Genomic DNA, 13,140 nt, shown 5'->3' on the forward strand with positions numbered 1-13,140 from the left:
AAGGTCAACTGACCCTAGTAAAGGTGCTTTTATTCGGCACTTAATGCTAAGTTTGGTATGTTCCGGATATGATTTGTACGGCTCTGTCTTGACGGATATCCGGCTGATTTTGATAACCTTAAGCATTTACTTATGGAATTTCAAAGGAGTGCGCCATGTTGACCCGTAATATTACCGTGTTGCTGGGAGGCACTTTGGCTATTGCCACTGCCGGATTGCTCTTTTCTATGGATGTGACTACTAAGGAGCATGATCGGGAGATTCTGACTGAACCTGCAGCGCTACATGCGGTGCATGTGCTACCTATGATGCCGGAACGTATCCGCCACCCTTTCGGTGATGCTGATGTGCGTGCCATGTCCGGTGCTGGCCAGGTTGCTGAGCTATTTGATAACGCAGATTACCATTTGCCGGCAGTGCGGGCGGGAAATCCGGTCGCTGGGCTATTTTCTCTCAATTTGCCTGATAATCTTGATGCGCAGAATGTTGATAATAAAATCAATGATTTCATCCGTATTTTGTTGCCCAATGTGTTAGCTGTAAACCGGCAGATTATGAAGGTACGCCATGAAATCATGCGTTTGGCCGCGTTGCCGCGAGAGGGCTTGAGCCAGCATGAAAAAGCTTGGTTAGCGGCGCTGGGAAAGGATTATGGCGTTAACGGGCTGGATATTGAGACGCTGTTACTGCATTTAGATGTTATCCCTGTGGGTATGGTGCTGGCACAGGGAATTGATGAGAGTGGTTGGGGGACTAGCCATTTCGCGATTGCTGGTAATGCTTTATATGGTGAACATTTACCGCCCGGCGGGGCTGATTTTCTGACGACGCCCGGGGGCAGCGTTAAGGTGGCAGCATTTACTTCGCTGTATCAATGTACCGCCGCCTATATCTATAACCTCAATACCAGTGGTGCTTATGCAGAACTGCGAAAATTACGCCGTGAGCTGCGGCAGGAAAAAGGGTTGAGTGGCTTTCAGTTAGTCGGCGCATTGTCTCACTATTCAATCCGGGGCAATGCTTATGTGGATAATTTACGGGCGCTGATCGATAACCATCAACTGGACAGTTATGATATGGCCAAGTTGGATACATCCCAACCCCAAGTATTAAAATTCCGTCGTTAGGATAAAAAAACACCGGCATTTGCCGGTGTTTTTCGTTTGACCGCAGCTTAGCATTAGGCGGTGGTATTGATATTTTGCCCCAAGTTTCCTATCGGTTGTGCGGCCGGTGCCGGGGTACTGGCTTGGATGAGTTCCAGAGCAATCTCTCCTTCAGCTTGTTGCTGATTTTTAGTTAACTCTGCCATCTTGGTCATATGCAGTATTGCATTGTCGGTGACGTTGCCTACTGAGGTCATAGTGCTGTCCTTACTGTTTACCGGGTGAACCCATTCTGTGGCTATATCGGCGTATTGCGATAAAAGTTTAGCCTTCAAGGTTATTTTTTACCCATGGCCCGGCGCGCGGCAATAATGATGGTTGTTAGTAAAATAGCGACAATAATCAACCCAATAGCTAGTACTGGGTTTTGCATTGAACTGGGGTCTACTACCAATAATGCCCCCAGACCTGTCATCATGACACCAGACATTAACTTCAGTCCTTCACCTTCTTTTTCCGTCAGTTTTCGCTTGCCCAAGGTGGCGCTGAAGATAATGACTATGGTGGCTAACGGGATGACATAAACAATATTGTATAAAGCCAGGTAGGCATAACGTTCCATTGTGGGTAACTGGTGCATGGACAAGACACTGGTATAAATCATCGGGAAGCCGGCAGTACAGAGCAATTCATAGGCATTGGCTAAAATGGCCAGTACGGTTGAGCCGATTATCATGGCGCCCAGTGAGCTGGCGCTAGAGAGCTTACCCATGCGCTTGATCAGCCCGGAGCGATTTTGTGTCGACATGGAGAGACTGACTTTGCCGCGATGGAAGAAAAACTCTTTAATATTGATCCCCCCTGCGACCAGTGCCAGTAATCCGGCAATCAGAATAATAGTGCCACCGTCCCCTCCGGCGCCGAGCAGTTCAAACATATTCAGCCAGGCAGTCATAAACAGGAAGTAAATAAGCCCGGAGAAAAAGACAAAGATCCCACCAACAATCAACATGCGGCTTCGACTTTTGGCATTGACCATAATCGACAGTAAAAACAGCAGTACAAAGAAGGCACAGGGGTTAAAGGCATCTACGCCCGCGAGCACTAAGGTCAGTAGCGGCAATGATAATTGCTCTGGCGCGACTGTACCGATAAGGGGCAGATCCACCGGTTGCACTTTAGTGATGCTGATCGTTTCGTCACTGGCGTCACAGGCACCTGGTGCACTGCTTTCACTGCAGGTGCCAAACAGTGGCGAATCCAGCGTGATAGGAGCCAGCAGCGGCTGTTGTGGGTCTAATTTGCCGCCCAGTTTGCTATAGCAGTTCCGTAGCGTCTTCTCGATAAACTGCCCGGTGACTTCATCACTGTTATAACCCACAACGGCTTGACCACAGATACCGATAAAGGGCACAGAGGTGGTTTGTTGTCCGGTTTGTTCAGCAATGTGTTGCCAGCGAGCCAGCGCCCCGGGCGCCGTCACCATTTCCGCATTCAGTTCTACCCAAGGGTATTTTTCTGCCAGCTTATCAATAAAGGGGTGAGCCTTAGCACAGTGGGGACAGGTTTTTGACCAGAAAAAATACAGTTTGACCACAGGCTCGCCCCGGGCATTTTGACTGTGCCACAGTGGGGATGAATCCATTGCCGCAAAGCTGGGGGTGATAAAGGTGCACAAACCGATAAACAACAGCGTGAATATCAGTTTACAGGAATGAGCCATGTAGCCTCCCGGTAAAATTAGAGTTGTGTAATATATTGAATTAACAACATTTTACCCCTGTTAGCTAACAGGTTGCGTGACAGGGTTACAATTACCGCTCGGCAAATGGCAACAATAACGTAACTAGCAGGGTTTGTTGACTTTTTAAGTTTGTTTTTGCAGCAATTTGAGGATTATTTATACAAGGTAGAGGCTTTGATAGGTAGTGCGCTACCTGATAACCCGATAACGCAGTAGAAAGGAGCCTCAAACTCTGTCCGAAGGGTTGGGCTAAAAGCGTTTTACGCTTTGTTGAGTGGCGCTTGCTTAGCATAACTTGGCCTGAGCGTGACTGATTAGAGGTTATTGTGGCTGTGATGACGGATGATGGTACCGCCATAGCAGACAAAAAGTGGGCGGTTACTCCGCCCAACGGGGTTGGTTTGCGTTCATTTGGCCGGGGCATAGGCTGATATAGACCGTACGGCTACCATTGGCGGCGGTATTTATCCGGCTGATCAGTGGCGGGGTGGTCGCCGTGGCTGCCAGATGAGCTTTGATCCTGTCTATTCGTCGCATGCCTAGCCAGCGGTTGTATTCACGATCTTTTTCTGTAGCGCTTTTGGCTAAACTGAATTCAAGCAGTAAATAATCACCCGGCGCACCGATTGTCAGTTGCTGCAGTTGCTGTAGGTGTGCCATTGCCGATTGATTGAAATAAGAGCTGTTGCGGTCAAAATCGATACTGGCAAGCGGTTGCCCTCCTGGGCAGGATGCTGCTGAGGCCAGTGGGGCAAACAAAGCCATCAAAAGAGGCAGATATTTAGGCATAAAAATTCGTACTCTGTGGTGATTTGCCGATAATGTTGCTGGCCACACTTTACGGTATCACTAACCGGGTTGCAAAAGCCAACGCCTTGATGTAACCCATTGATACATATGGGCGTTGTGTCTTTGATGGTTAATTAGCCCTAGGTCGTCGGCGTCTCAATCACTGACTCAGCGATAGCTTAAAGAGGGAAGTCGCAATCCTTTGCCGTCTTGCGAGCGATTAGCCGAGTGAAGGGCAAGTAAAACAATGGATGGGGATAGCACAATGGAGCAACTGGATGTTTTAGTGGTAGGGGGCGGCATTACCGGCGTTGGTATTGCTCAGTTTGCTGCGGCTGCAGGCTATCGGGTAGCACTGTGGGAAAAGGCTGAGCTTGGTAGTGCCACATCAGCCAATTCCAGTAAACTCATCCATGGCGGACTTAGGTATTTAGAAACGGGTCAGTTGTCCTTGGTTCGCCGTTGCCTTAAGCAGCGGCGGCAATTGCTTAACTTGGCGCCGGCACTGGTAAAACCTGTGCCGTTTTATATCCCGGTCTATCATGACAGCCGCCGTGGCGCGATCACCATTACTGCCGGCTTAGGCCTGTATGCCTTACTCAGTGAGCTGGATCCCATGGGGCGTTTCAGCCGTCTGGCATCAGGCCAGTGGCCGAGATTCAATGGGCTGAAACAGACCGGGCTGCAGCATGTTTTTCAATATTGGGATGCTCAAACTGATGATCAGCTGCTAACTCGAGCTGTCGCCGCCAGTGCCGCCAGCCTGGGCGCAGTTGTGTGTGAGCAGACTCAATGTGATGCGATTTATCTTGGCGCCCATTGTTGTCAGGTCACTGGTCGGGGGGCGCAGGGGGAACCCTTGGCGGTGCGTAGTCAGATGGTGGTCAATGCTTGTGGCCCTTGGGTCAATGAGTTGCTGGCCCGAGTGACGCCTGCTCAGGTCGGTATTGATATTGACTGGGTGCAGGGCAGTCATCTGTTGTTGGATATACCACCGCCGGATGGCGTGCTCTATCTTGAATCACCTTTGGATAATCGGGTGATCTTTGTCATCCCCTGGCAGGGCCAGACGCTACTGGGGACAACGGAAGTGATGCTGCCAAGTTTAACTCAGCAGCCAAGCATCACAGATACCGAGCTGCGTTATCTGTTACAGGTATACGGTCATTACTTCTCGGCATTCAGCCAAGCTGAGCTGCAATCGCGTATTGTGCGCCATTTTTGTGGGATACGGGTATTGCCACACGGTGGTGATGCCGCGTTTTCTCGCCCACGTGAAACCTTATTGCATGCCACTGCAGGGCAGCCAAGATTATTATCGGTTTATGGTGGCAAGCTGACAGAGTTTCGAGAAACCGCCGCCCAAGCCTTAGCACATATTACCCAACAGCTGGGCCCGCGACAGCTGATTGCTGATGTTGACCGTTTGCCGATAGGGCAGCAGGATGATCCTTTGGCCGAAACCGGCTAAAATACGCGGCCATTTATGACCGGGCTTACCGGCGCAGTTCTGACGCGAGAAAACACCATGCTGAAATGCCATTTCCATCAACAGGGCCTTTGCCACTCCTGCACCCGGTTGGACACCCCTATGTCACAGCAGTTGACGGATAAAATGGCGCAGTTGCAGACCTTATTGGCCGGTATTGATGTGGCAGAATATTTGCCTCCCGTGTCAGGCCCACAGCAGCAGTTTCGCAATAAAGCGAAAATGGTGGCCTTGGGGGCGGCGCATCAGCCGGTGCTGGGGATTGTGGGGCCGGATGGTCAACCTGTGTCTTTGTGTGATTGTCCCTTGTATCCTGACGATATGCAGCAACTGCTGCACCGGTTAGAAAAATTTATCCAGCAAGCTGGCCTGCCACCCTATCGCATTGATAAGGCAAAAGGTGAGCTGAAATTTATTTTGCTGACCCGGGCGGCTCATTCTGGTCAATATTTACTGCGTTTTGTGCTGCGCAGTCACCAAGCTATTGCTCGCATTGAGCGTGAGTTGCCAGCCTTGTTGGCGGACTTTCCGGCCATTGAGGTGGTTTCGGTCAATATTCAACCGGTGCATATGGCTAGGCTGGAAGGGGAAGAAGAAATTTTTCTTACCGAGCAGACGCGTCTGGCAGAAGTATTCAATGATGTGCCTTTGTTTATCCGGCCAAAAAGTTTTTTCCAGACCAACCCTGAGGTCGCCTCTAAGCTCTATGCCACTGCGCGGCAGTGGGTTGCTGAAACGGGTGCCCGCCGTGTTTGGGATCTGTTTTGTGGTGTTGGTGGGTTTGGCCTGCATTGCGCGTCGGATTCGGTGGCGGTGACGGGGATTGAAATTGAGGCTGAAGCCATTGCCTGTGCGCAACTGTCGGCCGATGCCATGGGGTTGAGTCAATTTCATTTTGCGGCGCTGGACTCAACGGGTTTTGCCAAAGGGCAGCAGGCCGAAGATGTGCCGGATGTGATTATTGTTAATCCGCCACGGCGAGGGATAGGTGCTGAATTATGTCAGTCTCTATCCGAGTTTGCGCCGCAGACCCTGATTTATTCCAGTTGTAATCCAACGTCACTGGCGCGGGATCTGCGGCAAATACAAGGTTATCGGATAAGTCGGGTGCAACTGTTTGATATGTTCCCTCATACAGCCCATGCCGAAGTGCTGGTTTTGCTGGAAAAATGCCCGGGCTAATTTAGTCATTTTTTGCCACCGGTAGGAAGACAAAACGCCCGAGTGCTTCGGGCGTTTAAGATTAGGCGGGGATGAGGACAACGCGGCAAATCGGGCTGGAATAGACTTACTCGCCGCGTGATAACGATTAAAGTTGCTGCTGGGCTAATTGTTGGCAGCACTGTTCAAAGCTGATGACTTTGCCTAGGTATTTATCAATATCGGTCAGGTGCATCTGGTTGACAGCTTCACTGTTGGTTGCAACGCATTCTTGTACCACAATGGCGTTGTAATCCAGATTGTAGGCATCTGTGACCGTAGCGCGGATACAGCAGTTGGTTTTGGTGCCAACAATAATGGTGTTACGGATGTTGTGCTCACGCAGGACGACATCGAGATCTGTTCCGAAAAAACCACTGTAGCGGCGCTTTTGGATCACATAGTCAGATTCCTGCAGGGTAAAGATGTCATCAATATCTTCACCGCCGCTGCCTTCAATGCAGTTAGGACGCATATTCAGTAGATTTTTATCAAACTTGCCACGGCGATATCTGTGTTGCAGAAAGACTATCAGGCAGTCATGCTGCCGACAGACAGTTAACAGTTCATTGATCCGGGGCAGAATTTCCCGGTTCTGCGGATAAAATACCAGGCCATCAGGGCTGGTAAAGTCTTTCACCATATCAACAATGATGAGTGCGGTTGTTTTCATTACATGATGCTCCAGAACCGGGCCGCCACTCAGCGGCTGCCCGGATATCGCTGATTAGCAGGCCGCTTTGAAATCACGGATCACCTGCTGTAGCGCAGGAATATCATCGTGCAGTTTCAAAATCGTGCTACCAACAAAAATGCCATCTGCGCCAGCGGCTTTCACCATGGCAACATCGTCTAAGGTGTGCACGCCGACACCACAGTAAATCGGGGCGGTAATATCCAGTCCACGCAGATAGTTGATGCAGTCCTGTAGCTTTGGGTATGCCGGGTTGATATTGCCTGTGGTCGGTTTGGCTTGCAGGTAAACAAATCCATTAGATTGAATGGCGTAATCAATTTCATCCTGCGGCAGATGATACTGGATGTAGCAGCTGACTTTGATACCTTGAGCCATCAGATAATCTTTGATGTCGTTATTGGTTAGACCCACAAAAATCAGATCGTCAAAGCCGTTGTCCAGGGCAAAGCGGGCAAACTTTTCCTGACCAATGGCTTTTACTGTGCTCTCGTAGGCGAGCAGAATAAATTTAGCCTGAGGGAAGTCATTTTTAATGCGGATCATACCCGCCATATATTGGTCATAGTCACTGCAGTTGGTTAGTGCGGTGGCCATTCGCCCCTGGATCAGTTCGTTTTCCAGATAAGGATTGGTGTCCGGAAAGTCGATCTCAATAATGTCGCAGCCGGCATCAATATAGTGCTTGGCCATTTGGTAGCTGTCCTGGATGGTTGGATAGCCATTAGATAAGTAACCAATTAAGTTCATAAAATTATTTCTCACCATAGTATGCGGCTTTAAACAGCTGCTTGAATTCGTCAATCGTTGGGATGACAGGATTGGTTTTGGTGCAACCATCGTGCAAAGCCATCTGGGCCATGTCATCGAGTTTGGCCAGGAAGTCAGTCTCATCTTGCAGGGCTTGGCAGTTGCTGTTGGCCAAGGTGGCCGGGATATTCAGACTGGCATTTAATTCACTGACCAGCGCTGTCATATCGGCATAACCCAGCTCGGTTGCCAGCTGTTGATACAGCGCCTTTGCGTCAGCATTGGCACTGTTATAGCGGATGATATAAGGCAGCAAAATAGCATCGGCCAGCCCGTGGGCAATGCCGAAATAACTGCCCAGGGTATGAGCCATAGAGTGCACAATGCCCAGTGACACATTGGTAAAGGCCATGCCAGCGACCATAGAGGCATTAAGCATTTGCTCGCGGTAATCGAGGTTTTCACCTTCCCGGTAGGCTTTTGGCAGATAGGTGACGATATCGCGCACAGCCTGCTTGACCAGCAGATGACTGACATAATTGGCCCGGTTTGATACCAAGGCTTCCAGTGCGTGGGTTAGGGCATCAAGACCGGTTTCTGCCGTGATATGCGGTGGCATTGATTGGGTGACCACAGGATCGCAAATGGCGATATCCGGCATCATTTCCATATGACCAATACCGTATTTGATATGGGTCTTTTCATCGGTGATCACCACTGAGCGAGATACTTCACTGGCGGTGCCGGATGTGGATGGAATACAGGCCAGCTGAGCTTTGGCGCGCAGCGGTGGAATGGGGTTGGGGGCCACAATATCGGCTAAGCAGTTAAGCTGCGGATGTTCGTAGTACACCCACATGGCTTTGGCCGCGTCCATTGCCGAGCCGCCACCTAGGGCAATAATCAGATCTGGCTCAAAGGCCTTCATCTGTGTTGCACCGGCCCAAACGGTCGCAAAAGAGGGATCAGGTTCCACCCCTTTAAAGGTGTCGACGACCATGCCAGCAGTTTCACAGTAATCAATTACCTTGCCCAGCATGCCGGATTTTTCCATACTGCTGCCACCCATGACAATCATGGCTCGCTTATGGGGCAGCGTTGCCAGATGAGCCAGACAGCCTTGACCGAATAACAGCTGGCTACCGGCCAGTTTCATTGGACGCATCATAATCTTTTTTCCGTATTTATCTGTTGCTGAGTGTCAGGGCGTTGACCACATTGCGGGTCAGTTCCAAGGAGATCGGGTTGGTGATCACGCCACCTTGTTTCAAACTTGAGCCGATAATGGCACCGTCGGCGATATCCAACTGGGCAGCAATATTGTCGGCGTTCACCCCTGAGCCAGCGATCACCGGGATATTGACCACTTTTTTCACCCGGGCAATCATTTCCAGTGGAGTTTCGGCGCCAATGGCTGAGCCGGTCACAATAATGGCGTCAGCTCCACACTCAGCGGCGGTTTTGGCTGACTGCTCAATGGTGATATGGGGCAGCAGCATATTGGAGTGCTTAACCTGCACATCGGCTAAGACTTTGATATTTTCCGCTGCCAGTGCTTTACGGAAATACATACATTCCCGCGCACAGGGCTGAATAATGCCACCGTAGAACTCAACGGTATCGACAAAGACAGGAATGCGGACAAATTCCGCGCCAATGGCCTTGGCCAGCGCCAGAGATGTCTGGGCATCATTGAAGGCGGCATCAATCCCGACCGGTACCTTGACCGCTTGTTTTACCAGTGCCGCCGCCGCTGACAAGGCGGTGATCTGGGCGATATCCATTTTGGCGGCAAATGGGGTATCCCCCATGTTTTCTACTATGATGCCGTCCACCCCGGCGGCTTCTAGTGCGATGGCATCTTGCACGGCTTGATCAAGAATTTTCTGGCTGTCGCCGTCAAACCCCGGTGTTCCCGGTAGCGGCAGACAGTGCACCATACCGAGAATAAAACGCCCCTGATTACGGATAATGCTCATGTTATTTCCCCGCCTGCATGTGGTACTGGTAAATCCCTTCTAGGGTGACACGGCACAATAAATCTTCGGCATCAATCCGCGCTTGGCCTTCCAATACCTGCTTTAAGTTTTCCAGTACCGTCACCATGGTTACGACACAGGTTTTGACATCCATGAGTCGCCCCAGCGTCAACATGCAGGATGATTCCATATCGATACAGCAGATATTTTCTTTTTTCAGCTGGGCAAATGTGGCTTGAATATCCGTTTGACGCTCATCAGATAGGCGGCTTTGGCGCATCTGGGAGTAAAAGCCATCCATGGTGCAGTTAATGCCGTTATGGTACTCACAGCCCAACATGGTCACGGCCTGGTTCATGGCATTGACGAGAGCAAAATCCGCCACAGCCGGGTAGGAGACCGGGACGTAAGTGGCAGAGGTGCTTTCTTCTCGTTTCGCGCCCACCGGGATAATAAATTTCCCCAGTAGCTCATCTTTCAGTGACATGGTCGTGCCCATGCGCACAGCGACTTCCATGCCGCATTGGTACATTTCTTCCATGGCGATGGCGGCAGAGGGGGCGCCGATGCCGGTTGAGGTCACGGTAATCGGCACCCCTTTGTATAGGCCGGTATAGGTGTTGTATTCCCGGGCAAAGGCAACATGTTTGGGGTCAGTCAGATATTTTTTGATGACATCAATACGCCAGGGATCACCGGAAAACACCACATAGTTGGCGATATCGTGACTGGTCGCTTTCATGTACAAAGTGGTCAAATCATTCTCCTTGGAGGCTTGCTTTAAACTGGTTAAACCGCTCAACCAGCTGTTGTTTGTTTGGGGCATTGGTGGTGCAGCCAATTGCTTCAATCACAAATGCCGACAAGGTGCCGCCTAGCATGCAGCACTCATCTAATGGGTATTGCTCGCTGATGCCGTACATAAAACCTGAGATATAGGCATCGCCTGAACCTGTGGTATCCACCACCTTGCAACGGCAGGCGGGGAATATCTGGCTTCCTTGGGGGAGCGTTGGGGTAAAGTGCTGACTGCCCTGTTGCCCGAGGGTAATGACGATGACGTCGGCTTGCCCCAGGCTGAACAGATCGCTAATGGCACTTAAAGACAGGTATTCCCGAATATGTTCAGCTTCCAGCCGATTCATAAAAATGATGCGGGACTGGGTTAGCAGTTCGAGCAGAAAATCTTTCGGGAACGCGCTAGCATCACCGCGCATGCCAAATACCACCGGGATATCGTGCTGGCGACATTTGGCTAAAAATGCCCGGTTATCCTGCAGATCGCCGACGGTGATAATGCCGTAAGCAGCATCGTGGAAACTGGCATCTGCTGGTGGACTGAAATACTTGTCACTCTGCGCCCCGGGATAGAAAAACGTGGTGTGTTCCAGTTGCGGATCTTCCATCAGCAGGCTGAAAGAGGTGACGTCTTCAGCAACCTGCTCGACATAGTCGAGTTTCACGTTCGCTTGGGTCAGGTACTGGCGGTAGCCACTGCTGTCAAAATCGTGCCCTACCCGCATGATTGGATAGGTATCCAGCCCCAGCTTGGCCAGATTGCAGGCGATATTCGGCGAACACCCCCCAAAATACAGTTGGGTATTTTCCCGGTTGGTAATGATCGAGGTCTGACCCACCTGTGGGGCGGTCGAGATCTTGATGATTCTGTCTATGCTGGTGTAACCACTGCTGATTATCTTCATCTCTGTATTCTTATTGTTGTTAAGAAACCTTGACCTCATGGATCTCGTGATTCTGCTCTTTGAACAGCATGACGAAGGCCATGAAGATTATTGCAATCATGACGGCACCGACCGCCCACATACCGGACCAGTTGAAGCTCAAACCATCCATTTTTTCCGGATAGGTGAACATTTTCTCCATCAGATTACCGCCCAAGCTGTATCCCAACAGACTGCCGATCCCCTGACAGCAGAGGATCATCAGTCCTTGTGCTGCCGTGCGCATTTGCTTGGGCGCTTTTTTATCCACATAGATGTAGGCGGTGACGAAGAACAGGTCATAGCTCACCCCGTGCAGCAAAATGCCAGCGAATAGCAGGGAGTAGAGATACCAAGTATCCGTATTGCCATAGACAAAGAAGCCATAGCGCAGGGCGGCGGTAAACAGCCCGAGGATAAGCACTCGGCGGATACCAAATTTGCCGATTAGCAAAGGCAGGGCGAGCATAAAGAAGATTTCAGAAAACTGGCCTAGCGACATCCAGCCGGTGGCATTTTGCATCCCGACTTCGGTGAGGTAGCCGTTGGCGAAGATGTAGTAAAAGGCGATGGGCATACTGAACATAAAGCAGCAGGCAAAGAACACGAGGAAGTTTTTGTCTCGCAGCAGTACCAGTGCATCCAGCCCCAGCAGCACCTTCAGGTTCAGGGCTTGATGGCTTTTGGGTGGGGTATTAGGCAATGTCAGGGCATACAGGCCGAATAACAGGGAAATTGCGGCCGAGATCACCAGTGGCAGGTTGGTGGCTGAGATATCGGCAAAACCGAGCCAGGTGGGTAAGAAGCCACAGACAATACCGGACACAATCCAGCCGATAGTGCCCAGTACCCGGATAGGGGGATAATCTTTTTCGACACTGTCCACATTGGCAAAGGTGATGCTGTTTGTCAGCGCAATGGTGGGCATATAGGTCATGCAATACAGCAGGAATAGGCCAAAAAACGGCATGAATTCAGTCTGCTGAGCGGTGAGGTACATAAAAACTGCCCCAAGGATCATCATCACGGACAAAACCTTTTGCGCAGCAAAAAAACGGTCGGTTAATGAACCGACCAGAATAGGAGACAGAATCGCCGCAATGGCTGAGCAGGAATAAGCCCAAGCAATTTCAGTTGGGGTAAAGTTATTGGCACTTAAAAATTGCCATAAAGGTACAAACCAAGATCCCAGAATAAATGACTCGATAAACATCATCGCTGAGAGTTTTATTTTTATTAGCCTCATTTTCATCCTGAAAAGCATCTATTTTTTCAGGGAATCATACTGGCAAGGGACATGAATAAAATGTTTATCCATGTAAATTGTGACCATATGTATAAACTTGCAAATAATTAGATAAGGATCGGTTTAATAATACAAAGGTAAACAATTATTAAATTGACGTAATATCCGATTTTTAATTACATCAAATTATAAGTTGCTATCTTTTATCAAATTTACGATAGATGGATAGTTGTGGGAGTGGTTTTTATAACTTTGATTTATAATGTTTTTTTAGTTTAGGTGGTGAAACTGGATAAATAATGGTGTTTTTTATCGATGGTGAAAAATAAAGCTATTATTGTAAATTAACAACAATATTGTTTAGCGTCATCTAAATATTTAAATCATAGAATTAGTTAATAATAAACTAATGGATTAATGAA

General features: G+C 49.6%; 13 protein-coding genes. 3 read left to right on the plus strand and 10 right to left on the minus strand.

Annotated elements, in window-relative coordinates:
- Positions 1 to 155: 155 nt before the first annotated feature.
- The gene (locus NFHSH190041_RS03990; protein WP_261924010.1) at positions 156 to 1,127 is read left to right on the plus strand and encodes a glucosaminidase domain-containing protein; all 972 of its coding nucleotides are present in this window, start codon (positions 156 to 158) and stop codon (positions 1,125 to 1,127) included.
- A 53-nt stretch (positions 1,128 to 1,180) separates the two neighbouring features.
- Here the strand turns inward: NFHSH190041_RS03990 and NFHSH190041_RS03995 are convergent, their stop codons facing one another.
- The 3 genes from NFHSH190041_RS03995 to NFHSH190041_RS04005 form a co-directional block, all read right to left on the minus strand.
- Positions 1,181 to 1,363 (minus strand): cytoplasmic protein, encoded by a 183-nt coding sequence (locus NFHSH190041_RS03995; protein ID WP_261924011.1) that lies wholly within the window; start codon positions 1,361 to 1,363, stop codon positions 1,181 to 1,183.
- A gap of 80 nt (positions 1,364 to 1,443) precedes the next feature.
- On the minus strand, positions 1,444 to 2,829 hold the full coding sequence (locus tag NFHSH190041_RS04000; RefSeq protein ID WP_261924012.1) for a glutaredoxin family protein: 1,386 nt from the start codon (positions 2,827 to 2,829) through the stop codon (positions 1,444 to 1,446).
- A gap of 399 nt (positions 2,830 to 3,228) precedes the next feature.
- Positions 3,229 to 3,639 carry a hypothetical protein gene (locus tag NFHSH190041_RS04005; RefSeq protein ID WP_261924013.1) on the minus strand — a complete coding sequence of 137 codons (411 nt, stop codon included), beginning with the start codon at positions 3,637 to 3,639 and terminating at the stop codon, positions 3,229 to 3,231.
- Between the two features lie 265 nt (positions 3,640 to 3,904).
- Between NFHSH190041_RS04005 and NFHSH190041_RS04010 the strand changes: the two genes are divergently transcribed.
- Together NFHSH190041_RS04010 and rlmC are read left to right on the plus strand one after the other, a co-directional pair.
- Positions 3,905 to 5,110: a glycerol-3-phosphate dehydrogenase/oxidase gene (locus NFHSH190041_RS04010; protein ID WP_261924014.1), complete on the plus strand. Its 1,206-nt coding sequence runs from the start codon at positions 3,905 to 3,907 to the stop codon at positions 5,108 to 5,110.
- Between the two features lie 15 nt (positions 5,111 to 5,125).
- On the plus strand, positions 5,126 to 6,310 hold the full coding sequence (rlmC, locus tag NFHSH190041_RS04015; RefSeq protein WP_261924015.1) for a 23S rRNA (uracil(747)-C(5))-methyltransferase RlmC: 1,185 nt from the start codon (positions 5,126 to 5,128) through the stop codon (positions 6,308 to 6,310).
- Positions 6,311 to 6,437: 127 nt separating this feature from the next.
- Here the strand turns inward: rlmC and NFHSH190041_RS04020 are convergent, their stop codons facing one another.
- Genes NFHSH190041_RS04020 through NFHSH190041_RS04050 form a run of 7 tightly spaced genes read right to left on the minus strand, consistent with a single transcriptional unit; the run spans position 6,438 to position 12,718 of the window.
- Positions 6,438 to 7,001, minus strand: coding sequence for a cysteine hydrolase family protein (locus NFHSH190041_RS04020; protein WP_261924016.1), 564 nt, complete (start codon positions 6,999 to 7,001; stop codon positions 6,438 to 6,440).
- Between the two features lie 54 nt (positions 7,002 to 7,055).
- On the minus strand, positions 7,056 to 7,772 hold the full coding sequence (locus NFHSH190041_RS04025; RefSeq protein WP_261924017.1) for a tryptophan synthase subunit alpha: 717 nt from the start codon (positions 7,770 to 7,772) through the stop codon (positions 7,056 to 7,058).
- A 4-nt stretch (positions 7,773 to 7,776) separates the two neighbouring features.
- On the minus strand, positions 7,777 to 8,940 hold the full coding sequence (locus NFHSH190041_RS04030) for an iron-containing alcohol dehydrogenase (RefSeq protein ID WP_261924018.1): 1,164 nt from the start codon (positions 8,938 to 8,940) through the stop codon (positions 7,777 to 7,779).
- 16 nt (positions 8,941 to 8,956) lie between these two features.
- Positions 8,957 to 9,751: a BtpA/SgcQ family protein gene (locus NFHSH190041_RS04035; RefSeq protein WP_261924019.1), complete on the minus strand. Its 795-nt coding sequence runs from the start codon at positions 9,749 to 9,751 to the stop codon at positions 8,957 to 8,959.
- Between the two features lies 1 nt (position 9,752).
- Positions 9,753 to 10,508 carry a nucleoside phosphorylase gene (locus tag NFHSH190041_RS04040; RefSeq protein WP_261924020.1) on the minus strand — a complete coding sequence of 252 codons (756 nt, stop codon included), beginning with the start codon at positions 10,506 to 10,508 and terminating at the stop codon, positions 9,753 to 9,755.
- Position 10,509: 1 nt separating this feature from the next.
- Positions 10,510 to 11,454, minus strand: coding sequence for a carbohydrate kinase family protein (locus tag NFHSH190041_RS04045; protein ID WP_261924021.1), 945 nt, complete (start codon positions 11,452 to 11,454; stop codon positions 10,510 to 10,512).
- Positions 11,455 to 11,473: 19 nt separating this feature from the next.
- Positions 11,474 to 12,718 carry a nucleoside permease gene (locus NFHSH190041_RS04050; protein WP_261924022.1) on the minus strand — a complete coding sequence of 415 codons (1,245 nt, stop codon included), beginning with the start codon at positions 12,716 to 12,718 and terminating at the stop codon, positions 11,474 to 11,476.
- Between the last annotated feature and the right edge of the window lie 422 nt (positions 12,719 to 13,140).

The sequence above is a fragment of the Shewanella sp. NFH-SH190041 genome (genome assembly GCF_024363255.1).
Classification (GTDB): domain Bacteria; phylum Pseudomonadota; class Gammaproteobacteria; order Enterobacterales; family Shewanellaceae; genus Shewanella.